19 protein-coding genes and 1 tRNA gene are annotated in these 21,534 nt (G+C 65.6%); 12 read left to right on the top strand and 8 right to left on the bottom strand.

Translation table 11 applies throughout. From position 1 onward, the window contains the following. Positions 1–18 precede the first annotated feature (18 nt). The 5 genes from ACSFBL_RS10540 (at position 19) to ACSFBL_RS10520 (ending at position 4,673) form a co-directional block, all read left to right on the top strand. Positions 19–942: an HAD family hydrolase gene (locus ACSFBL_RS10540; protein ID WP_435515711.1), complete on the top strand. Its 924-nt coding sequence runs from the start codon at positions 19–21 to the stop codon at positions 940–942. A gap of 38 nt (positions 943–980) precedes the next feature. Continuing rightward, positions 981–2,372, top strand: a complete 1,392-nt coding sequence (locus tag ACSFBL_RS10535; protein ID WP_435515710.1) for a DUF1254 domain-containing protein — start codon at positions 981–983, stop codon at positions 2,370–2,372. Continuing rightward, a complete protein-coding gene (locus tag ACSFBL_RS10530) occupies positions 2,373–2,843 on the top strand; it encodes a YidH family protein (protein ID WP_435515709.1) in 471 nt (156 codons plus the stop codon). Between the two features lie 42 nt (positions 2,844–2,885). Continuing rightward, entirely contained in the window at positions 2,886–4,232 is a 1,347-nt protein-coding gene (locus ACSFBL_RS10525; RefSeq protein ID WP_435515708.1) for a threonine/serine exporter family protein, read from the top strand. Between the two features lie 84 nt (positions 4,233–4,316). Further along, positions 4,317–4,673: a hypothetical protein gene (locus ACSFBL_RS10520; RefSeq protein ID WP_435515707.1), complete on the top strand. Its 357-nt coding sequence runs from the start codon at positions 4,317–4,319 to the stop codon at positions 4,671–4,673. Positions 4,674–4,784: 111 nt separating this feature from the next. Here ACSFBL_RS10520 and ACSFBL_RS10515 read toward each other — a convergent pair whose 3' ends face one another. The 3 genes from ACSFBL_RS10515 to ACSFBL_RS10505 all read right to left on the bottom strand — a co-directional run bounded on the left by ACSFBL_RS10515 (position 4,785) and on the right by ACSFBL_RS10505 (position 5,590). Then, the gene (locus tag ACSFBL_RS10515; RefSeq protein ID WP_435515706.1) at positions 4,785–5,087 is read right to left on the bottom strand and encodes a BrnA antitoxin family protein; all 303 of its coding nucleotides are present in this window, start codon (positions 5,085–5,087) and stop codon (positions 4,785–4,787) included. After that, the gene (locus ACSFBL_RS10510; RefSeq protein WP_435515705.1) at positions 5,047–5,319 is read right to left on the bottom strand and encodes a BrnT family toxin; all 273 of its coding nucleotides are present in this window, start codon (positions 5,317–5,319) and stop codon (positions 5,047–5,049) included. Before ACSFBL_RS10510 ends, ACSFBL_RS10515 begins: the two co-directional genes overlap by 41 nt. Positions 5,320–5,514: 195 nt before the next feature. Further along, positions 5,515–5,590: transfer RNA gene (locus ACSFBL_RS10505), tRNA-Ala, on the bottom strand. 88 nt (positions 5,591–5,678) lie between these two features. On the opposite strand from ACSFBL_RS10505, the gene ACSFBL_RS10500 reads away from it, so the two are divergent. Then, a complete protein-coding gene (locus ACSFBL_RS10500) occupies positions 5,679–6,545 on the top strand; it encodes an alpha/beta hydrolase (RefSeq protein WP_435515704.1) in 867 nt (288 codons plus the stop codon). Positions 6,546–6,563: 18 nt separating this feature from the next. Here the strand turns inward: ACSFBL_RS10500 and ACSFBL_RS10495 are convergent, their stop codons facing one another. Continuing rightward, positions 6,564–7,541 (bottom strand): GMP reductase, encoded by a 978-nt coding sequence (locus tag ACSFBL_RS10495; protein ID WP_435515703.1) that lies wholly within the window; start codon positions 7,539–7,541, stop codon positions 6,564–6,566. A 240-nt stretch (positions 7,542–7,781) separates the two neighbouring features. On the opposite strand from ACSFBL_RS10495, the gene ACSFBL_RS10490 reads away from it, so the two are divergent. After that, positions 7,782–10,154 carry a UvrD-helicase domain-containing protein gene (locus ACSFBL_RS10490; RefSeq protein ID WP_435515702.1) on the top strand — a complete coding sequence of 791 codons (2,373 nt, stop codon included), beginning with the start codon at positions 7,782–7,784 and terminating at the stop codon, positions 10,152–10,154. Between the two features lie 120 nt (positions 10,155–10,274). Here ACSFBL_RS10490 and ACSFBL_RS10485 read toward each other — a convergent pair whose 3' ends face one another. Genes ACSFBL_RS10485 through ACSFBL_RS10475 form a run of 3 tightly spaced genes read right to left on the bottom strand, consistent with a single transcriptional unit; the run spans position 10,275 to position 12,501 of the window. Next, complete coding sequence (locus tag ACSFBL_RS10485) at positions 10,275–11,069, bottom strand: BPSS1780 family membrane protein (RefSeq protein WP_435515701.1); 795 nt, start codon at positions 11,067–11,069, stop codon at positions 10,275–10,277. Between the two features lie 9 nt (positions 11,070–11,078). Beyond that, positions 11,079–12,119, bottom strand: coding sequence for a homoserine kinase (locus tag ACSFBL_RS10480; RefSeq protein WP_435515700.1), 1,041 nt, complete (start codon positions 12,117–12,119; stop codon positions 11,079–11,081). A 7-nt stretch (positions 12,120–12,126) separates the two neighbouring features. Continuing rightward, complete coding sequence (locus ACSFBL_RS10475; protein ID WP_435515699.1) at positions 12,127–12,501, bottom strand: hypothetical protein; 375 nt, start codon at positions 12,499–12,501, stop codon at positions 12,127–12,129. A 97-nt stretch (positions 12,502–12,598) separates the two neighbouring features. Between ACSFBL_RS10475 and polA the strand changes: the two genes are divergently transcribed. From polA to ACSFBL_RS10460, 3 genes are all read left to right on the top strand, one after another. After that, positions 12,599–15,391, top strand: coding sequence for a DNA polymerase I (polA, locus tag ACSFBL_RS10470; RefSeq protein ID WP_435515698.1), 2,793 nt, complete (start codon positions 12,599–12,601; stop codon positions 15,389–15,391). Between the two features lie 137 nt (positions 15,392–15,528). Beyond that, entirely contained in the window at positions 15,529–16,827 is a 1,299-nt protein-coding gene (locus ACSFBL_RS10465; protein WP_435515697.1) for a M20/M25/M40 family metallo-hydrolase, read from the top strand. Positions 16,828–16,847: 20 nt separating this feature from the next. Next, complete coding sequence (locus tag ACSFBL_RS10460; protein ID WP_435515696.1) at positions 16,848–17,750, top strand: LysR family transcriptional regulator; 903 nt, start codon at positions 16,848–16,850, stop codon at positions 17,748–17,750. 484 nt (positions 17,751–18,234) lie between these two features. Here the strand turns inward: ACSFBL_RS10460 and ACSFBL_RS10455 are convergent, their stop codons facing one another. Continuing rightward, positions 18,235–19,455, bottom strand: a complete 1,221-nt coding sequence (locus tag ACSFBL_RS10455; RefSeq protein ID WP_435515695.1) for a D-amino acid dehydrogenase — start codon at positions 19,453–19,455, stop codon at positions 18,235–18,237. A gap of 210 nt (positions 19,456–19,665) precedes the next feature. Between ACSFBL_RS10455 and ACSFBL_RS10450 the strand changes: the two genes are divergently transcribed. Both ACSFBL_RS10450 and ACSFBL_RS10445 read left to right on the top strand, forming a co-directional pair. Further along, entirely contained in the window at positions 19,666–20,547 is an 882-nt protein-coding gene (locus ACSFBL_RS10450) for a transporter substrate-binding domain-containing protein (protein ID WP_435515694.1), read from the top strand. Positions 20,548–20,658: 111 nt separating this feature from the next. Then, positions 20,659–21,405, top strand: a complete 747-nt coding sequence (locus tag ACSFBL_RS10445; protein WP_435515929.1) for an aspartate/glutamate racemase family protein — start codon at positions 20,659–20,661, stop codon at positions 21,403–21,405. Positions 21,406–21,534 lie beyond the last annotated feature (129 nt).

Here is a 21,534-nt window from a genome sequence, read left to right as displayed (position 1 = left end):
GCCTTCGAGGAGGACGTCATGACCACCGACGCAGCACTGGCCTCGTGGAACGACGGAGCGGCCAGGCGGACCCTGCTCGACTTCGTCGCCCGGGTGACGAAGGAGGGCGGGCCCGATTTCGTGCCCCCCGCCCAGCGCATCGCCACCTTCGACAACGACGGCACCTTGTGGTGCGAGCAACCGATGCAGGCGCAGCTGTTCTTCGCCGACGATCGTCTCAAGGCCTTGGCGGCGAAGGATCCGACCCTGAAGGACCGCCAGCCCTACAAGGCCTTCCTCGAGCACGACCTCAAGACCATCATGAGCCTTGGCAAGCAGGGCGCCTTCGAGGTCGCGTTCGCCACCCATGCGGGCCTGACGGAGGGCGAGTTCATGGACGCTGCGCGCGCCTGGCTGGCCTCGGCCCGGCACCCCAAGCTGGGCCTGCCCTTCACGCAGTGCGTCTACCAGCCGCAGATCGAACTGCTCGACTACCTGCGCGCCCATGAATTCAAGAACTACATAGTGTCCGGCGGCGGCATCGACCTGATGCGCGCCTTTGCGGAAGAGGTCTACGGCATTCCACCCGAGCAGGTGATCGGCAGCAGCGTGAAGACGCGATTCGAGATGCGTGACGGGCGCGCCGAACTCTTCAAGCTCTCGGAACTGGGCACTTTCGACGACCGCGACGTCAAGCCGCAGAACATCGGCCTGCACATTGGCCGTCGGCCGATCCTTGCGTTCGGCAATTCCGACGGCGACCTGTCGATGCTGCGCTACGTCAAGACGGGCAGCGGCGCGCGGCTGGCACTGTTGCTGCATCACGACGATGCGGACCGCGAATACGCGTACGACCGCGACTTCCGCATCAGCCCGCTGGTCGAGGCGCTCGACAAGGCCGGCGAGTACGGGATCGACGTCGTGAGCATGAAGCGCGACTGGAACAAGGTGTTCGCGGCCTGAGCGTCGCGGCCCCCCAAGAACACCACGAGGAGATGACGATGGCGCACGTGATCCCCCGACCCGACACCCAGATGAAGCTGACCGACGACTATGTGCGTCACGTCGCGCGGGACGCCTTCTTCTGGGCATGGCCGATCGTCAATGTCTACAGCCGCCGCGTCACCTTCGGGCCGCTGCCGCATCCGATGCTGCTCGGTGGCGTTCTGCCGGTCGGGCCGCTCAACTCGGTGACCATGCTCACCGACTACATCGACCCTGCGGAGCGCGCAGTGGCGTGTCCGAACCAGGATGTGGTCTACGGCAACAGCATCCTGGCGCTGGACGTGTCGCCGGTCGTGGTGCAGGTGCCGGATTTCGGCGATCGCTTCTGGGTGTACCAGGTGGTGGATTCGCGCACCGACAGCTTTGCCGAACTGGGCCGGATGTACGGCACCCGACCCGGCTTCTATCTGCTGGCCGGACCGAACTGGGTGGGCACCGTGCCGCAGGGCATCGCGAAGGTGTTCGTGGCGCAGACATGCACCGGCGTGGTCGTGCCCCGCGTCTTTCGCGAAGACACGGCGCAGGACCTGCAGGCGGTGCAGGCGGCCCTCAACCAGATCGGGCTGTACCCGGTGGCCGACTTCGACGGGAGGATGAAAGTCACCGACTGGCGCAAGGTGCCGGTGGTGAAAAAATCTTCGGAGAGTGGCGACGACGCGGAGACCAAGTGGGTCAAGCCGGAGAAGTTCCTGGACATGCTGCCGGGCGCCCTGGCCGATGCAAAGCCGCTGGCGGGGGAATCGGCGCGCTATGCGCAAGTGTTGGCAGTAGTGGATGCGGCCAGCAAGGATGCGCGCGTCAGGGGCGTCTTCAACCAGGCCCTGGCCGCGGCGGAGAAGGAACTGGTCGAGCCCCTCTTCCAGTTTCGCAACTACGGCCGGCAGCTGCCGCACCATTGGTCCACCATCGCCAACGGCGCGAGCTTCGGCAGCGACTACTTCACGCGCACGGCCGTGGCGAAGTCGAACATCTTCGTCAACAAGCAGAACGAGACCAAGTACTTCTACCAGGACCTCGACGCCGACGGCGCGCGGCTCAACAGCGCCAACCGCTACACGGTCACCTTCGCGAAGGGCGCGACGCCGCCGGTCCAGGGATTCTGGTCGCTCACGCTCTACAACCGGCACCACTTCTTCGAGCCGAATCCGCTGGGACGGTACTCGGTCGGCACCAAGAGCAAGTCGCTGAAGTACGAGGCGGACGGCTCGCTCACGATCTACGTGCAGGGCGAGTCACCTGGCGCCGACAAGGAGAGCAACTGGCTTCCGGCGCCCACCGGCGACGCGAGCGAGTTCTCCCTCTACATACGCTCCTACTGGCCGGAGCAGGCCGTGCTCGACGGCCGGTGGACGCCGCCGCCGGTCATGCGCGCCATCCAGGAGGCTTGAATGGCTTACGAAACACCACTGAAGGGCCCGGGGTCGGAGTCCGAACGCATCTCGGTCGAACTGTCCTCGCGGCGGACCGGGATGTCGTTCCAGCGCACCCGCATGAGCGCGGAGCGCACGCTGATGTCCGTGATCCGCACCTCGCTGTCGTTGATCGGCTTCGGCTTCACCATCTTCCAGGTGTTCCAGAAGCTGCACGATGCCCAGGTTCTCAAGAGCAGCGAGGCCGCGCGGCATTTCGGCATCGCCCTGGTCTTGCTGGGCATCGGCATGCTGGTCTCGGGGATCGGCTACCACCTCTCCTTCATGGTCGGACTGCGACGGGAACGCAAGGCGATGAAGGCAGAGGGGCTCGTCCACGCCGAAAGCCAGTTTCCGGTGTCGCTGACCCTGCTGGTCGCACTTCTGCTGCTGCTCATCGGCTTCATGGCGATCGCGAGCATGGTGTTCAACATCGGCCCCTTCGGTTGATGCGGTCGAGGATGGCCCGTCCAAGGAAGGCAAACAGTTGGAATGAGCGCAGATCCTTCGTCATCGAGCGTGCCGTCCGCCACGCTGCAAGAAGCGAATACCGACCGCTCGGTGGCGGAGCGCCGGCAACTGCTTCGCTTCATGTTGCGCCTCGGCCACCTGATGCTGGCCACTGGCGGACCTGTGGGGCTGGTCGAGACGAGCCTGCGGCGCGTCGCCCGCGTCAACCGTGTCGAGCACTTCAACGTGCTGGCACTGCCCACCGTGGTCTTCGTCAATTTCGCGGAAGAGGACTCGCTGCAGATCGAGTTCACGGCGGAGCAGGGGCTCGTGCTGCGATTCGACCAGATCGAGGCCACGCACGAACTCGCGCGCGACGCGGAGCGCGATCCGATCGACCCGGGTGAGGGTTTGAAACGCATCTACGCGATCCTGTCGATGCCGCCCCGGCTCGGGCTGCTCTGGGGCGTGCTCGGGCATGTGCTGGTCACCGTCGGGATCGCCCTGGTGCTGAGGCCCGCGTCCGACGTGGTGGGTGCGGCGGCCTTCTTCGGGCTGGTGGTGGGCGTGCTCAAGGTGCTTGCGCGGAACCGCGGCATCATCACGACGCTGTTGCCGACGGTCGCGGCCTTCGTCGTCGCGCTGGTGTCTTTACTGGCTGCGCAGCATGGCTTCGCGGCCAGTCCTATCTATGTGCTCGTCGCGTCGCTGGTGACCTTCCTGCCCGGCGGAACGCTCGCGATTGCGACGGTCGAGCTCGCCTACGGCGATGTTGTTTCGGGCGGGACCCGGTTCGTGTACGGCTTGCTGCAACTGGTGTTCCTGGTGCTCGGCATGCTGGCTGCGGCATCGCTGGTCGGGCTGCCGCCGGACCGGTTGCTCACGGCGCCGCCGGAAGCCGCCGTGCGTGCCTGGGCGCCCTGGCTGGGCGTTCTGTTGTTCGGCGTGGGGCACGTGCTGCATTACGCCGCGCGTCTGCGGACCTTGCCCTGGATGCTTGCGCTGCTGTGTGTTGCCCAGGCAGGCCAGTTGGTCGGCAATGCGGTATTCGGCGGCTACATGAGCGGCTTCTTCGCCGCGATGCTGATCACGCCCGCCTCGTATTTCGTTCAGTACCGTCTCGGCGGTCCGCCCGCGATGGTGACCTTCACGCCGGCGCTGTGGCTGCTGGTGCCCGGATCGCTGGGCCTGATCGGGATGGCCGAACTCGTCGGCAGCGACCGGCTCGCCGGTGCGGAGAACTTCGTTGCGACGCTGTTCACCATCGTCGCGATCGGCCTGGGCTCGGTGATCGGCACCGGTGTCTACAACGCACTATTCGAGCCGGTTTTCCAGCGGGCCGGCACGATGGCGAACGTCATGCTTCGCTACTTCCGGCTGCGTCGCTGACGTCCGATGCCGTGTTTGGCTGGCTCGGCACGAGGAAGATCCCAGGCAGGCTGGCCTTCTCAATTTTCGGCAAGGAGCCGCACCGTGAAGAAAACCTTAGGTTTGTGCTTGAACGCGATGCTGATCGTCAGCGCAGTAGTGGGGGCGGCCAACGCGTGGTCGGCCGACGACGCTGCGTCCTGCAACGACCCCCGCGTGGATCGGGCGGCCTGCATGCGCGAAGCCGGGGCGGCCAGGCAGGCAAAGCAGCAGGGCAACCTGACGAGCACCGGAGGCTACGAAGAGAACGCCCTGGCCCGCTGCCAGCGCCAGCCGGCGGACGCGCGCGCCGCATGCGAGGAACGTGTGCGTGGGACCGGCAACTCGGAAATCAGGGGCAGCGTGCCAGGTGGGGGCAAGATCCGCAGTACGGAAACGCCGGTGCCGGCGCCTGCCAACTAAAGTCTGAAGATCGAGCCGATGCCTTCAGGCCATCGAGGCCGGACGGTGGCAATGCGACAGGTGTCTTCGGAGGAGATAGGCCACCATTGCCGGGCTCTTGGCCTCGGCGCCCTACAGTCGCCCGGCCTCCAGATCGGCGCGCAGCGCGTCGTTGGCGCGCGTCTGCCAGCCCGGCCCGGTGGCCTTGAGGGCGGCCAACACTTCGGCATCAAAGCGAATCGTGGTGGACACCTTCGTGCGCTCCGATCGCGGACGCCCGCGCTGCGCGACCCGGGCGGCTGCCGCGTATTCGTCGCGCGAGACCTCACGCTCGCCCACGGTCGGCGTGGCGCGATCGAAAAACTCGTCCGTCAGTTCCGGCGCATCGTCAGGGTCAACGGAACCTGCTGGTGTGCCGGGCAATTTCGCGCTCATTGGCATTCCTCATGGAGATAACACGGCGCGCCTCGCCGCGAGGGGTCCACACGACAACCACATGGCGACCATCGAGCAGGCCGAAGCTGATAAAGCGAGCCTCGCCATAGTCGGCCCGATCGTCTGCCAGCGTCAGCACCGGGCCGGCGAACACCTCGCCCGATCGAGCGAAGTCCAGTCTTCGTTCCGCCAATGTCTTGTCGCGCTTGGCGGTATCGAACGTGATCAGCATGCCTCGATTTATTGTAGTAACAAAAATGTCGACAGACAAGATGATCGCTCGCCGGCAAAGAGTGGCTTTTCAAGGTGAGCGGAATGAGAGTGGGGCCATGCGTCGCGCGCGTCCATTGATTCCAGCACCTTCGGGGATGGCCGGCTGCATGGCGAAAGCAAAGAAAAAGGGCCACGAAGGCCCTTGAATTCCAGTTGGTGGAGAGGATGAGGATCGAACTCACGACCTCCGCATTGCGAACGCGGCGCTCTCCCAGCTGAGCTACCCCCCCAACGCAAGGAGAATTCTAACCAGAACCCGCACGACGCTGCACGACGGCCGTGCCAAGATTTGGCCCTCACAAACCCGGAGCAATCAAGATGGAGTCGTACGATCCCGCGTGGCTCGACCGCATGTACAACAACCGCGCGAGGGTCCCGGACCACCCCGCTACTCTGGGGCGATGGGCGACGGATTCCGCGGCGGCCCGTGCTTCCCTGGCCTGTCGGCTCGATGTGCCCTACGGCGACGGGCCCGCCGAAACCCTGGACATCTTCCCGGCATCGGTTCCGGGCGCACCGGTGTTGGTCTTTATTCACGGCGGCTATTGGAGCGCGCTCGACAAGAGTGACCAGTCATTCATCGCCCGGGCATTCACCGATCGCGGCGTGTGCGTCGTCATCCCGAACTATGCGCTGTGCCCCGGCACGCCCACGCAGCCGGTCGGCATCGGGGACATCTCGCAGCAGATGATTCGCGCGCTGGAATGGACGTGGCGCAACGTCGCGGCTCACGGTGGCGATCCTGCGCGGATCACCGTTTCCGGTCATTCGGCCGGCGGGCACTTGTCCGCGATGCTGTTCGCCTGCGACTGCAAAGCCGTGGCGCCGGACCTGCCTGCGAACCTGGTGCGCAGTGCACTGTCGATCTCCGGCCTCCACGACTTGCGCCCGCTGCAGCATGCGCCCTTCATCGAGAAGGCCATCCGGCTCAGCGACGCGGATGCGCTGCGCCTCAGTCCGGCACTGCGGCCGATACCGCAAGCCGGCACCCTCTACGCGGTGGCGGGCGGCGACGAAAGCGAAGAATTCATCCGCCAGAACGCGCTGATCCGGGAAGCCTGGGGGCGCGACGTGGTGCCTGTCTGCGAGGTGCTGCCGGGGCTCGACCACTTCAGCATCGTGGACACGGTGGCCAGCCCGGGCCAGCGGCTGCACGACCTCGCCATGCAACTGCTCCAGGCCTGACCCGCGCTAGCCGCAGCCTCACATCAGCAGGTGTTCGCCCGCGTTGTCCCCGCCCAGGGTGACGTAGTTGACCTTGCGGATGTCCATGAGCTTGCGTCCACCCGCGTAGCTGATGGAGCTCTGGATGTCCTGCTCCATCTCGACCAGCGTCTCGGCCAGCTTGCCCTTGATCGGCTCGAGGATGCGCTTGCCTTCGACGTGCTTGTATTCGCCCTTGTTGAAGTCGCTGGCCGAGCCGTAGTACTCCTTGAAGAGCACGCCGTCGACTTCCACCGTCTTGCCGGGCGATTCCTCGTGTCCCGCAAAGAGCGAGCCGATCATCACCATCGACGCGCCGAAGCGGATGCTCTTCGCGATGTCGCCGTGGTCGCGGATGCCGCCATCGGCAATGATCGGCTTGGTCGCCACGCGCGCGCACCACTTGAGCGCCGACAGCTGCCAGCCGCCCGTGCCGAAACCGGTCTTGAGCTTGGTGATGCAGACCTTGCCTGGGCCGATGCCGACCTTGGTTGCGTCCGCGCCCCAGTTCTCGAGGTCGATCACGGCCTCCGGCGTGCCGACGTTGCCCGCAATCACGAAGGTCTTCGGCAGCTTCTTCTTGAGGTACGCGATCATGTTCTTCACGCTGTCGGCATGGCCGTGGGCAATGTCGATCGTGACGTACTCCGGCACCAGGTTGGCGGCGACCAGCTGGTCGACCGTCTCGTAGTCCGGCTTCTTGACGCCCAGCGAGATCGACGCGAACACACCCTTGGCGTGCATGTCCTTCACGAACTGGACGTTGTCCAGGTCGAAGCGGTGCATCACGTAGAAGTAGCCGTTCTTCGCGAGCCAGGTGCAGATGGTCTCGTCGACCACTGTCTTCATGTTGGCGGGCACCGTCGGGATGCGGAAGCTGTGGCCACCCAGCGTGACGCTGGCGTCGCACTCGGAACGGCTTTCCACCACGCACTTGCGCGGCAGAAGAAGGATGTTGTCGTAGTCGAAGATTTGCATGAGATCCAAGCTCCTTGAAAAGGTCGTCGCCGAAGGATTTCGGCGGCGATGGGGCGCTTGGCTTGTGACCGGATTTGCGGGTGCGCCGTGGCGGCGCGACCGGACCCTGCTGTGCGCAGGCGCAAAAAAACCGGACGTCAAGAAACTTGGGCCCGGTGTCTGATTCTACCCGCGCGCGCCTGCGATGGTCTTCCGTCACTTCGTATAACCCGCATACGCGCTGCTTTCTACAATCGACGGATGTTCACCGACCTCGCGGCTGCCGCAGATTCGCCGCTGCTCCAAAACCTCAACCCGGAGCAGCGTGCCGCCGTGACGCTCCCGGCCGGCAACGCCCTCATCCTCGCCGGCGCCGGGTCGGGCAAGACGCGGGTGCTGACCACCCGCATCGCCTGGCTGCTGCAGACCGGGCAGGTGTCGCCGGGCGGCATCCTGGCCGTCACCTTCACCAACAAGGCCGCCAAGGAAATGATGACCCGGCTGGGCGCGATGCTGCCGGTCAATGTGCGCGGCATGTGGATCGGCACCTTCCACGGCCTGTGCAACCGATTCCTGCGCGCGCACTGGAAGCTCGCCAACCTGCCGTCCACCTTCCAGATCCTCGACACGCAGGACCAGCTCTCGGCCATCAAGCGGCTGATGAAGCAGTTCAACGTCGACGACGAGCGCTTTCCGGCGAAGCAGACGCAATGGTTCATCGCCGGCGCCAAGGAAGACGGCCTGCGACCACGCGACGTCGAGATCCGGAGCGACGACGACCGGAAGAAGGTCGAGCTCTACCAGCTCTACGAGGAGCAGTGCCAGCGCGAGGGCGTGGTCGACTTCGGCGAACTGATGTTGCGCAGCTACGAGTTGCTGCGCGACAACGACCCGGTGCGCGAGCACTACCAGCGCCGCTTCCGCCACATCCTGATCGACGAATTCCAGGACACCAACCGGCTGCAGTACGCGTGGATCAAGATGCTTTCGGGCACGACGACCGACGGCCGTTTCGCGCCGGGCGACAACAGCGTGATCGCGGTCGGCGACGACGACCAGAGCATCTACGCCTTCCGGGGCGCGCGCGTGGGCAACATGGCCGACTTCGTGCGCGAGTTCGATGTGTCGCACCAGATCAAGCTGGAGCAGAACTACCGCAGCTACAGCAACATCCTCGATTCGGCCAACGAGCTGATCAGCCACAACAAGAAGCGGCTCGGCAAGAGCCTGCGTACCGACCAGGGCCCCGGCGAGCCCGTGCGGGTGTACGAATCGACCAGCGATTTCGCCGAGGCGCAGTGGATGGTCGAGGAAATGCGGCAACTGGTGCGCGACGGCATCGACCGCAAGGAAATGGCTGTGCTCTACCGCAGCAATGCGCAGAGCCGCGTGATCGAAACGGCGCTCTTCAATGCCGCGGTGCCGTACCGCGTGTACGGGGGCCTGCGCTTCTTCGAGCGTGCCGAAATCAAGCACGCGCTGGCCTACCTGCGGCTGCTCGAGAACAAGGACGACGACACCAGCTTCCTGCGCATCGTCAACTTTCCGCCGCGGGGCATCGGAGCCCGCAGCATCGAGCAGCTCCAGGATGCGGCCCGCGCGGCCGGCCGCTCGCTGCACGACGCGGTGAGTGCCGTCGGCGGCAAGGCCGGTGGCAACCTCTCGGCCTTCGTCGCCAAGATCGACGTGCTGCGCGAGCAGACGGTGGGGATGTCCCTGCGCGAGATCATCGAGCTCGTGCTCGACCACAGCGGCTTGATCGAACACTACAAGGCCGACCGCGAGGGCGCGGACCGCATCGAGAATCTGGACGAACTGGTGAACGCCGCGGAAAGCTTCGTCACGCAGGAAGGCTTCGGTCGCGACGCGGTCGCGCTGCCGGTCGACGAACTGCGTCAGTCACCCGCCAGCCAGGGCCTCGACCCGAACCGTCCGATCACCGACGAGCCGCTGGCGCCGGACGCCGAAACCGGTGAGACGCTGAGTCCGCTTGCCGCATTCCTGACGCACGCCGCGCTGGAATCCGGCGACAACCAGGCGCAGGCCGGCCAGGACGCGGTCCAACTCATGACCGTGCACGCCGCCAAGGGCCTCGAATTCGACTGCGTGTTCATCACCGGCTTGGAGGAGGGCCTGTTCCCCCACGAGAACTCGATGAGCGACTACGAGAGCCTGGAGGAGGAACGCCGCCTGATGTACGTCGCCATCACGCGCGCCCGCAAACGCCTCTACCTGAGCCATTCGCAGACGCGCATGCTGCATGGCCAGACCCGCTACAACGTCAAGAGCCGCTTCTTCGAGGAACTGCCCGAAGCCGCGCTCAAGTGGCTCACGCCCAAGAACCAGGGCTTCACTCCTTCCGCCTTCGGCTTTGGCGGCGGCTACGCCACCACGCGCGGCGGCGCAGGCGCCTTCAGCAGCAAGGACACCTTCGCCAGCCCGCCCGTCCCACCCCAGAAAGCCGCGCCCTCGCACGGCCTGCGTTCAGGCATGCAGGTGTTCCACAACAAGTTCGGCGAAGGCACCGTGCTGGCGCTCGAAGGCAGCGGCGACGATGCCCGTGCACAGGTGAACTTCCCCCGCCACGGCGTCAAGTGGCTCGCGCTCTCAGTTGCAAAACTCACCCCCGTGTGATCCTTCGGCCGGCGAAGCCAGGCCCCTTCGAAAAACACCGCGGAACCGGCTCTGCCGGGCCGCCGGTGTTGCCCCCTGAAAGGGGGTGCCCGAGCCACACGAAGTGGGCGAGGCTGGGGGTTATTCCTTAAATGAATCCCTGAAAGTAAACCAAGTGCTGGTGAAGAACATCGCTGCCATCACCAGCGCGCCGCCGATCATCACGGCGCCGCCCGCCGCCGATGCGCCTTCGCCGATGCCCATGGCCCCGACGGCCACCAGCAGCGTCGCGAGCAGGCTCAGCACGATGCCGGCGCCGATGAAGACGCCGACCCAGACCAGACCGAACACGGTGAGCGCGCCGAAATTCCTGAAGCAGGCGACGAAGCTGAAGAACAGGCTCTTGGCCGGCGGCACGCGATGCCAGTGCACCAGCGCCGGCGCATGCCAGAAGGCCAGCGACAGCGGCAGGTACAGGCCCATGGCGATCCAGAGCGCCACCTGGAATTCGGTCGTCTCGGCCAGTTCACGGCTGAGCGGCCCGCCGAGCAGGTAGACGCGCGCGAACTGCCCGCCATCGGCCAGGGCGGAAATGGCCATCACGCCGAGAAACAGCGCGGCATACATCGCGCCCAGCATTGCCATGGGCCGCACGTCGGCCCGCACGGCGTTCAGCGCCGCCATGAACACCGTTCCCGCCGGCGGCTTTTCCGGCCCCGCCGCCTGCGCGGCGGCGGCCATCAGGCCCAACGTCATGGTCGGCAGGAGCATCAGCGCCACGGCCGCGCCGATCAGGGGCACCTGCGAGGCGATCGACACCATCGCCATGAAAAGGAAGAAGAGGGAGATGAAGGCCAGCGGCTGCCGTGCGAAAGCCTGGAGGCCGGCCCGGACCCACAGCACACCGGTGCGCGACGGCACGAGATTGAGTTTCATCGGGTCAGGTCAGGCGGCCAGTTCCGCGCCGCGGTCGAATTCGTAACTTGCGTGGGCCCGTTCGCGCAGCACGCGTTCGAAGTGGGTCGGATCGTGGGCCTTGAGCATGCTCGCTTCCCGCGGGAGGTGGTAGTCCCACAGCCGCGAGATCCAGAATCGGAGCGCGGCGGCGCGAAGCATGCCGGGCAGCAGGGCGCGCTCGGGGCCGGTCAGGGGGCGCACGGTGCCGTAGGCGGCCAGCAGTGTGTCGGCACGCGCGGCATCGTGGCGACCGGTCGGGAGATCGATCGCCCAATCGTTCAGGCACACGGCGATGTCGAAAAGCCAGGTGTCGGCGCCGGCGAAGTAGAAGTCGAACACGCCGGTCAGGCGGGGTGCGTCCGCGCTGGCGTGCGCGTCGAACATGGCGTTGTCACGGAACAGGTCGGCGTGCACCGGCCCGCGCGGCAGCGCCGCATAGGCGGAGGATTCGGCGATGTGGTTCTGGTAGGCCAGTTCGCTGCGCAGCAATGCGGCCTGAGAGGCTTCCAGATAAGGCAGGACCACCGGTGCGGTGTCGTTCCACCATTGGAGGCCACGAAGATTGGGCTGGATACGGGGGTAGTTCCGCGCCGCGAGGTGCATGCGCGCCAGCAGGCGGCCGAGTTCGGCGCAATGAGCGGCCGTGGGCACCAGTTCGCTCTTCCCCTTCAGGCGCTGCACGATGGCGGCCGGCTTGCCGGCGACGGTGAGCAGCAGTTCGCAGGGTGCGTTGGCCGGAATGGACAGCGGATGCCCGGTGGGCGGCGCAATGTCCGGGTCGGCGACGGGCTCGGGCACCGGAAGGCCGCGCGCCGCCAAGTGCTTCATTAGGCAAAGGTAGTACGGAAGTTGCTCGGCGCCGAGGCGCTCGAACAGGGTCAGGACGAATTCGCCCGACTCCGTGGTCGCGAAGTAGTTGGTGTTCTCGATGCCGCCCTCGATGCCCCTGAGGTCGGTGAGGCCACCCAGGCCGAGACGCCGAACGAGCGCGTCGGCTTCGTCGAATCCGACTTCCGTGAAAACCGCCACTGCGCGCTCAGAACTTGAAGACGTTCCACCAGACCCGGGAACCGTTTTCGCCGGAACTCTGGTCGGATTGCCCCTGGTTGCGCATGCGTTCGGTTTCGTTGGGCATCACCTGGTAGGACGGGCCCTTGGCCGGCTTCACGGTGATGTTTTCGGTCTGCCCGCCGACACGGAGTTCGTCGACCGTCGCGTTGCGGTCCTCCACGTGGATGCGCTCGATCTTCTGGTTCTGCCGGCCCGCGGCCTTGTCCGGGTCCGGTTGCGCCTGAGCGGGTTCCGGGGTGGGCTGCGGGTTCTGTGCGAAGACGGCAGCGGTCGGCGCGGCGCAGGCCAACACCAGCGATACAAGCCCGGTGCGGCGAACGAGGAGCGTGGAGGAAGACATGAAGAGATTGTAGGTCCGCGTTCATCGAAGGGGTACAACTATGTGCGGTTCTTCGGCGCCATCCGGACGGGGTGTCGCGGCACGGCAAAATGCCCCGATGACCGACAAGAAAACACTGCTGCTCGTCGACGGATCGAGCTACCTCTACCGTGCCTTCCACGCCATGCCGGACCTGCGCGCCGTGCCCGGCGACAACAGCAGTCCCGCCACCGGCGCCATCCGCGGAATGATCAACATGATGCAGGCCTTGCGCCGCGAGGTGCGCGCCGACTATGCCGCATGCATCTTCGATGCGCCGGGCAAGACCTTCCGCGACGACTGGTATCCCGACTACAAGGCGAACCGCTCGCCGATGCCGGACGACCTGCGCAGCCAGGTCGAGCCGATCCACCAGGTCGTCAGGATGCTCGGCTGGCCGGTGCTCTCCGTGCCCGACGTCGAGGCCGACGACGTGATCGGCACCCTGGCGCGCACCGCTGCGAAGCAGGGCGTCGAGGTGATCGTTTCCAGCGGCGACAAGGACCTGAGCCAGCTGGTGGACGAGCACATCACCATCATCGACACCATGAACGGCAAGAAGCGCGACGTTGCCGGAGTGACGGCCGAATTCGGCGTGCCGCCGAACCTGATGATCGACTACCAGACGCTGGTCGGCGACACCGTCGACAACGTGCCCGGCGTCGAAAAGGTCGGCCCCAAGACGGCTGCCAAATGGCTGCTCCAGTACGGCTCGCTCGACGCGCTGATCGAGCACGCGGCCGAGGTCAAGGGCCAAGCCGGCGAAAACCTCCGAAAGGCGATGGACTGGCTTCCGCAGGGCCGCCGGCTGGTGACCATCCGCACCGATTGCGATCTCGACGGTCACGTGAGCGGCCTGCCGGCGCTCGACGCGATCGCCATCGGCCCACAGCAGACGGACGGCCTGAAGACCTTCTACGAGCAGTACGGTTTCAAGAGCCTCGTGAAGACGCTGGAGGCCCACGAAGTCCAGCCGGAGCTGATCGAGGAAAACAAGCGGCGCAAGGGGCCGGAGGGCGGCACCGGTCTCTTCGACGACCCGAGTTTCGAGGCCGCATCGAAGGTGACCAACCTGGCCTACGACACGGTGGTGAGCTGGGAAGTCTTCGACACCTGGCTCGCAAAGATCGAGGCGGCCGACCTGGTGGCGATCGACACCGAAACCAACTCCCTCGACGAACTGCGCGCCGAGATCGTCGGCCTGAGCTTCAGCGTGAAGCCCGGCGAAGCCGCCTACATCCCGGTTGCACACAACTACCCGGACGCGCCCGTGCAACTGCCGCGCGACGAGGTCCTCGCGAAGCTCCGGCCCTGGCTCGAGGACGGCACGAAGAAGAAGCTCGGCCAGCACGTCAAGTACGACCGCCATGTCTTCGCCAACCACGGCATCGAAGTGCAGGGCTACGCGCACGACACCATGCTGCAGAGCTACGTGCTCGAAGTCCACAAGCCGCACGGCCTCGCGAGCCTCGCCGAGCGCCACCTCGGGCGCACCGGCATCGACTACGAGGACCTGTGCGGCAAGGGCGCGCACCAGATTCCGTTCAGCCAGGTGTCGATCGACAAGGCGGCCGAGTATTCGTGCGAAGACTCCGACCAGACGCTGGACGTGCATCTGACCCTGTGGCCCCGGCTCGAAGCCGACGAGAAACTGCGCTTCATCTACGAGCTGGAGATCGCATCGAGCGAGACGCTCTACCGCATCGAGCGCAACGGCGTGATGATCGACGCGCCCACGCTGTCCGCGCAGAGCAACGAACTGGGCAAGCGCATCATGGCGCTGGAGTCGGAGGCGTACGAACTCGCGGGCCAGCCCTTCAACCTCGGATCGCCCAAGCAGATCGGCGAAGTGTTTTTCACCAAGCTCGGCCTTCCAGTCATCAAGAAGACGCCGAGCGGCGCACCGAGCACCGACGAGGAAGTGCTGGAGAAGCTGGCGGAGGACTTTCCGCTGCCCGCCAAGATCCTCGAGCACCGAGGCCTGTCCAAGCTCAAGGGCACCTACACCGACAAGCTGGGCCAGCTGGCGAATCCGCGCAGCGGCCGCGTGCACACGCACTACGCGCAGGCCGTGGCGGTGACGGGGCGGCTGTCGAGCAACGATCCGAACCTGCAGAACATCCCGATCCGCACCGTCGAAGGCCGCCGCGTGCGCGAGGCTTTCGTCGCACCGGCGGGCAGCGTGATCGCGAGTTCCGACTACTCGCAGATCGAGTTGCGCATCATGGCCCACATCAGCGGCGACGAGTCCCTGCTGGGTGCCTTCACGGAAGGCATCGACGTGCACCGCGCGACCGCCGGCGAGGTCTTCGGCGTCGCGGTGGACCAGGTGTCCAACGAGCAGCGCCGCTATGCCAAGGTCATCAACTTCGGGTTGATTTACGGCATGAGCAGCTTCGGCCTTGCGCGCAACCTCGGCATCGAGACCAAGGCGGCCGCGTCGTACATCGAACGCTACTTCGCGCGCTATCCGGGCGTGAAGCAGTACATGGACGAGACCAAGGCGCTCGCCAAGCAGAAGGGCTATGTCGAGACCGTTTTCGGCCGGCGCCTCTATCTGCCCGAGATCAATTCGCCGAACGGTCCGCGCCGCGGTGGGGCCGAGCGTGCGGCGATCAACGCGCCGATGCAGGGCACCGCGGCCGACCTGATCAAGCTCAGCATGGTCAAGGTGCAGGACGTGCTCGACGCCGAGAAGCGCGGCACGAAGATGATCATGCAGGTGCACGACGAACTGGTGTTCGAAGTGCCCGACGCGGAGGTCGAATGGGTGCGCTCCGAGATCCCGCGGCTCATGGCCGGTGTGGCGGAACTGAAGGTGCCGTTGCTGGCCGAGATCGGCTTTGGTCCCAATTGGGACAAAGCCCATTAATCTTGCTCGCCCCCAGGCTGCGCGCACTTCGTGTCGCTTCGCCTACCCCCTGCCGGGGGCAATGCCGGCGGACCGGCTGAGCCGGTCCGCGGCATTTCTGGGAGGGTCGTTTTGATGTTTTTGGAGGTTTTGAGTTGATGAGTACTGCTGTTGTTTTTGGTCGCAAGGCCTTTTTGGTTGCTGCGCTTGCGGGGGCTTGTGCTTGCGTTTTTGCGGCGCCTGATCAACGGGTTGCTTCGCTGGCTGCGAAGGAGAAGCCAGCGTTGCTGGAGACGTTGAAGGAGCTCGTGTCGATCGAATCGGGGAGTCGCGATCTCGAAGGGCTGGACAAGATTGCGAATCTGATTGCCGACAAGTTCCGGGCCTTGGGCGGGCTGGTCGAGCTGATCGATCCTTCGGCGGATGCGTATCGGATGGAGGACACGCCGGAGAAGATCGGCAAGGTGGTGCGCGCGACGTTCAAGGGAACTGGCACGAAGAAGATCATGCTGATCGCGCACATGGACACGGTCTATCAGATCGGCATGCTGAACAAGCAGCCGTTCCGCGTCGAAGGCGACAAGGCTTATGGGCTCGGCATCGCGGACGACAAGCAGGGGATTGCGGTGATCACGCACACGGTCGCCCTGCTGAAGGCGATGGACTTCAAGGAGTACGGGACGCTGACTGTGCTGATCAACGGCGACGAGGAGATCAGCTCGCCGGGCGCTCGCAACCTCATCACGCGCCTTGGCGGAGAGCACGACGTTGTGATGTCGTACGAGGGCTCGTCGGTCAACGAGGACAAGCTGTCGCTCGCGACGGCGGGCATCGCCTCGGTGACGCTGAACGTGACCGGCAAGGCCTCGCATGCGGGCTCGGCGCCGGAGCAGGGCGTGAATGCGCTCTACGAGTTGTCGCACCAGGTCCTGCAGATGCGTGACCTGTCCGATCCGGCGACGGGGCTGAAGATGAACTGGACCATCTCGCGCTCGGGCTCGAACCGGAACGTGATTCCGGCGACGGCCACGGCTGGCGCGGACGTGCGGGTGCTGAAGGTCAGCGACTACGACCGCATCGAGCAGCAGGTGCAGGAGCGCGTGAAGAAGCAGCTCATTCCCCAGGCGAAGGTGGAGATGAAGTTCGAGCGTCGTCGTCCGCCGCTGGAAGCCACGGACGCGTCGCGCGCGCTGGCGCTTCATGCGCAAGGGATCTACAAGGATCTCGGCAAGCAGCTGGGCGCGGACGACAAGGTCGCGGGCGGCGGGACGGATGCGGCCTTCGCGGGCCTGAAGACGAAGGCCGCGGTGGTCGAGCGGTTCGGCCTGCAAGGCTTCGGCGCGCATTCGGCCGACGCGGAGTACGTGCTGGTGGATTCGATCGAGCCGCGGCTCTACCTTTCGGCCCAGATGATCATGGACATCTCGCGCGGCAAGGTCGGACGTCCGGCGCCCTGAGCCGGCCGTCCGTTCCTGCGATGCGCCTTCGTCACATCGAGGTCTTCAACGCCATCATGCTCACGGGGAGCGTGAGTGCGGCGGCGCGGCTGATCAACATCACGCAGCCAGCGGTTAGCCGCAGCTTGCAGCATGCGGAGATCCAGCTCGGTTTCTCGCTGTTCCAGCGAGCCAAGGGGCGGTTGACACCGACGACGGAAGCGCTGGCGCTGTATCCGCACATCGAGCGGCTGTTCGCGCAACTGGACGAGGTGCAACGGCTCGCCGCCAACCTGCGAACGGGCAATGACGCGGGAGAGTTGCGCATCCTGACGGTGCTGGCGCTGAGCTACGAGGTGCTGCCGCGTGCGCTCAAGCGTTTTCGCGAGAACCATCCGGCCATCGCGGTGACGGTCGAGTCGCTGCATTCGCCGCAGATCATGTCGGCATTGCTGCTGCAGGAAGCCGATGTCGGGTTCGCTTTCAGCCCGGCGGTGCATCCTTCGCTCACGCAGGAGTCCGTCGCGGACAGCCGCATGGTGTGCATCGCGCCCAAGGGCATGTTGTCGCGCGCGCTGCTGCGCAACGGGTCGGTGGCGCTGCACGACCTGGTGAACCTGCCGGTGGTGGGGCTGGACAGCCGCGATCCGGTCGGGACGAGCTTGAGCCAGGCTTGTCGTCAAGCGGGCGTCGGATTTCAGCAGGCCGTCGTGACGGTGCAGACGTACCACGCCGCGCTGGCAATGGCGCACCACGGGCTTGGCGTCGCGCTCGTCGATGGGTGTACGGCGAATTCTGCGGATCGTTCTAAGGTGGATGTGTTGACTTTGGAGCCACATATCCCAGTGCCAATTCGGGCGTTGCGGTTTGCGGGGCGGCCTGATTCCGTGGCTGTGCGGGGCATCACTCGGTTTATGCGTGAGGCGATTGAAGAAATGAGTTGACGGGGTTGGGTGGCGTCGTCGGGCGGTGTGCCCTGTGCCGGCCGACGTCACCGGCCGCTTCGCGGCTTCCCTGCGCTGCTCGCGCCAGGCGGGGTCCGCGCAAACTCGCTGCACTTCGTTCCGCTCAGACACGCGCGGCCCTATCCGCCTGTCGCTGCGCTGCGCTGCTCGGCGGTGCCTCAACGGCCGGCACAGGGCACACCGCCCGACGACGCTGGGACGCCGCGGTTGAACTGTCCGCCTCACACTGTGTGTTTACGCGCAGGCTGGCTACGTTCGAGACGCCCACAACCGTTATCCACACACAGAGCCCGGTAGGTGGTGCGGGCCGGACGACCCCTCTACGCCGCCGAAGCGCGCAGCTTCAGGCGGAAAAAGGGCGCCGCGTGTTTGAGCGAAGCGAGTTTGCGCGGACCCCGCCTGAAGCGAGCACTGCAGGGCAGTCCGAAGGACCGGCGCAGCGGGGTCGTCCGGCCCGCACCGCCTACCGGGCGCCCTCCCCAACGAGAGTTGCAACCTTCAGCGCAGACCCAAAAGCCAGCGTAAACCCCAACGCCCCATGCCCCGTATTGAAGACCATGTTCGAAGGCGCCGGCATCAAGCGCCCAACGATCGGAACCCCCGTCGGCGTAGCGGGCCGCATACCAGTCCAAGGATGCAATTCATCCAAACGCCCAGCATCCGGAAAGACAGCGCGCGTAGCCTCCGCCAGCGTCTCGATCCGCGTAGCCGGAATGCTCGCATCGTGCCCCACCAGCTCGGCCATGCCTGCGACCCGTAGCCGTGATCCGATTCGTGCGAACACCACCTTGCGCGCACTGTCCGTCACGTTCACCCGCGGCGCCGCACCCGGCGTCGGATCGACATCCACCGTGATGCTGTATCCCTTGAGTGGATACACCGGCAAATAGGCACCCAACTCGCGCCCGAGGCGGTGCGACGCCGTGCCTAAGGCCATGACGAACGCATCCGCTTCCACATCACCCGCCGCCGTCTTCACCGCCGCAACAACCCCACGGCGCATGTCGAACCCCGTGATTTCCGTATCGAGCACGAATCGAACACCGCGTTCCTGCAGAGCCTGCACCAGCGCCATGCACACCTTGAGGCAATCCGCAGCGCACTCGCTCGGCGTATGGATCGCGCCCACCATCTGCCCGCGATAACTTGCCAGTGCCGGTTCCAGCGCAACGCATTCGTCCGGCGTGACCAGCCGCTGCTCGCTGCCCAGCTCGCGCTGCAATTCGAGCTGCCGCCGCGCACCGTCGAGCGACGATTCGCTCGCATAGAGCACCAGCTTGCCCGTCGCGGAGAAATCGCAATCCGGGGCAACGTCGGCGCGCATCGCTTCGAACGCCGCACGACTCTCCGCCGCCAACGCCAGCAGACGAACCGTCGTCTCCCGCGAAGTCCTGGCATTGCATGCCGCCAGAAAGGCCATGCCCCAGCGCCACTGCAACGGATCGAGCTGCGGACGCAGCTTCAGCGGGGAAGAGGGCGACAGCAGCAGCTTCGGCAACTGCTTCCAGATCGACGGATCCGCCAGCGGCTGAACGTACGAATAGCTCAACTGCGCGCCATTGCCCCCGCTCGCACCGGCGCCCGGCGCGGCACGGTCGATCACGCACACCTCGTGACCGTCGCGATTCAACTGCCACGCCGTGGCCAAGCCCACGATGCCGGCACCCAGCACGCACACGCGCATGACCCTTCCTCCTCTCGAAATTCGAATGCGTCGACTCTAGGCGGGGGAGCGCCCTTGGGGAAATGCCAAAAACAGGGCGCCCCATAGCCAAAGCTCATGGGCGGACCCAGCCATAACTTTTTGACATGGGCTTCGGTGCAAAAGGAATTGTGACGGCCGCGCGTTTGCTTCCTACACTTCGTTTCACTTCAATCCACCGAAAGGGCTCGCATGAAACTCTCCGCATTGACGGCAGCCGTCCTGCTCACCGTCGCCGTGACGGGCGCACACGCCGCCGATACCCTGGCCAAGATCGCCGACTCCGGCAAGATCACGCTGGCCTACCGGGAGTCCTCCGTGCCATTCAGCTACCTCGACGGGAACAAGCCCATCGGCTTCTCGGTCGAGCTGTCCAACGCGGTGGTCGATGCGGTCAAGAAGAAGCTCAACAAGCCCAACCTCGAAGTGGCATTGCAGGCGGTGACCTCGCAGAACCGCATTCCGCTGATCACCAACGGCACCGTCGACCTGGAGTGCGGCTCCACCACCAACAACACCGCCCGCGGCAAGGACGTCGCCTTCGCCATCAACCACTTCTACACCGGCACCCGCCTGCTGGTGAAGAAGTCTTCCGGCATCAAGAACTACGGCGACCTCGCGAAGAAGACCGTGGCCAGCACCACCGGCACCACCAACGCGCTGGTCATGCGCAAGTACAACACCGACAAGAACCTCGACATGGACCTCGTCCTCGGCAAGGACCACGCCGATGCGTTCCTGCTGGTGGAAAGCGACCGCGCCGTGGCCTTCGCAATGGATGACATCCTGCTGTTCGGCCTCATCGCCAATGCCAAGAATCCTGCCGACTTCGAAGTGGTCGGCGACGCGCTGCAGGTCGAGCCCTACGGGTGCATGCTGGCCAAGGACGATCCGGCCTTCAAGAAGCTGGTGGATGACACCTTCATCGGCCTCATGAAGAGCGGCGAGTTCGAGAAGATGTACAACAAGTGGTTCATGCAGCCGATCCCGCCCAAGGGCGTGCCGCTCAATCTGCCGATGAGTCCGCAGCTGCGCGAGAACATCAAGGCGCCGAGCGACAAGCCAGCGACCTAGGCACACCCCCAGGCTTGCCCACTTCGTGTGGCCGCCTACCCCCTTGCAGGGGGCAACACCTACGGACCGGCGAAGCCGGTTCCGTGGTGTTTCTGGAAATTGTTGGATGCGTTGTGGGAGCTTGGCGTGACGCAGGTTGTTGGGATTCTGGGGGGCATGGGACCGGCGGCGGGGGCGGATTTCGTCCGGCTGTTTGTCGATGCCTGTGCTTGCCGGATGCGGGCGCGGGGTGAGGCGGTGCGGGATCAGGGGTTTCCGGAACACTGGCTGGCGCAGGTGCCGGTGCCAGATCGCAGCGGGGCGCTGGAGTCCGACGGGCTCGGTGGGCATCAGCCGCTGGAGCCGATGTTGCAGGCGCTGGGGCGGCTCGCGGCGCTGGGCAGCCGGGCGGTGGCGATTGCGTGCAACACGGCGCATGCATGGCACGGCACGTTGCAGGCGCGCTTTCCGCAGATCGAGGTGCTGCACGTCGCGCGGGAAGTGTCGGCGCACCTGGCTGCGCAGGGCGTGCGCGACGTGGCGCTGATGGCGACCGAAGGGACCTATCGCGTGGGGCTCTATCAGCAGGCCATGGCGGACGCGGGGATGGTGTGCCATCTGCCGCTGGCCGATGAGCGGCAAACCCTCATGCGCGGCATCTACGACGGCGTCAAGGCGGGCGACATGCAACTGGCGCAGGGCTGCTTCAACGAGGTGGCACTGCAGCTCGCACGGCGTCACGGACCGGTGGCGATCGTCATGGGATGCACGGAGATTCCGCTCGGGCTTGAAGGCTCGGCGGCAGTGGACGGACTCCGGCTGGTCGATCCGGCCCGAGTCCTGGCGTCCGCGCTCGCGTCCCGCGCCTACGACGCTTGACACGGTTGATAAGATGAAGGCTGTCCTGGCGACCGGCACGCACGCTGGCCCGGGTTGAGCCAACGGCGCGGCCCGGGCCGCATCCGCCAGCTGCTTTCGATCGAAAGCCGTCCGATGGACGGCTTTTGT

The organism is Variovorax glacialis, from assembly GCF_051216375.1.
In the GTDB taxonomy this organism is placed as follows: Bacteria; Pseudomonadota; Gammaproteobacteria; order Burkholderiales; family Burkholderiaceae_C; genus Variovorax.
This window is presented reverse-complemented; position numbering and strand designations above follow the sequence as displayed.

Excerpts from the sequence above, each read along its gene's own strand:
- ACSFBL_RS10540 (WP_435515711.1), top strand. The coding sequence starts at position 19 with ATGACCACCGACGCAGCACTGGCCTCGTGGAACGACGGAGCGGCCAGG.
- ACSFBL_RS10535 (WP_435515710.1), top strand. The coding sequence starts at position 981 with ATGGCGCACGTGATCCCCCGACCCGACACCCAGATGAAGCTGACCGAC.
- ACSFBL_RS10530 (WP_435515709.1), top strand. The coding sequence starts at position 2,373 with ATGGCTTACGAAACACCACTGAAGGGCCCGGGGTCGGAGTCCGAACGC.
- ACSFBL_RS10525 (WP_435515708.1), top strand. The coding sequence starts at position 2,886 with ATGAGCGCAGATCCTTCGTCATCGAGCGTGCCGTCCGCCACGCTGCAA.
- ACSFBL_RS10515 (WP_435515706.1), bottom strand. The coding sequence starts at position 5,087 with ATGAGCGCGAAATTGCCCGGCACACCAGCAGGTTCCGTTGACCCTGAC.
- ACSFBL_RS10510 (WP_435515705.1), bottom strand. The coding sequence starts at position 5,319 with ATGCTGATCACGTTCGATACCGCCAAGCGCGACAAGACATTGGCGGAA.
- ACSFBL_RS10500 (WP_435515704.1), top strand. The coding sequence starts at position 5,679 with ATGGAGTCGTACGATCCCGCGTGGCTCGACCGCATGTACAACAACCGC.
- ACSFBL_RS10495 (WP_435515703.1), bottom strand. The coding sequence starts at position 7,541 with ATGCAAATCTTCGACTACGACAACATCCTTCTTCTGCCGCGCAAGTGC.
- ACSFBL_RS10490 (WP_435515702.1), top strand. The coding sequence starts at position 7,782 with ATGTTCACCGACCTCGCGGCTGCCGCAGATTCGCCGCTGCTCCAAAAC.
- ACSFBL_RS10485 (WP_435515701.1), bottom strand. The coding sequence starts at position 11,069 with ATGAAACTCAATCTCGTGCCGTCGCGCACCGGTGTGCTGTGGGTCCGG.
- ACSFBL_RS10475 (WP_435515699.1), bottom strand. The coding sequence starts at position 12,501 with ATGTCTTCCTCCACGCTCCTCGTTCGCCGCACCGGGCTTGTATCGCTG.
- polA (WP_435515698.1), top strand. The coding sequence starts at position 12,599 with ATGACCGACAAGAAAACACTGCTGCTCGTCGACGGATCGAGCTACCTC.
- ACSFBL_RS10465 (WP_435515697.1), top strand. The coding sequence starts at position 15,529 with ATGAGTACTGCTGTTGTTTTTGGTCGCAAGGCCTTTTTGGTTGCTGCG.
- ACSFBL_RS10460 (WP_435515696.1), top strand. The coding sequence starts at position 16,848 with ATGCGCCTTCGTCACATCGAGGTCTTCAACGCCATCATGCTCACGGGG.
- ACSFBL_RS10455 (WP_435515695.1), bottom strand. The coding sequence starts at position 19,455 with ATGCGCGTGTGCGTGCTGGGTGCCGGCATCGTGGGCTTGGCCACGGCG.
- ACSFBL_RS10450 (WP_435515694.1), top strand. The coding sequence starts at position 19,666 with ATGAAACTCTCCGCATTGACGGCAGCCGTCCTGCTCACCGTCGCCGTG.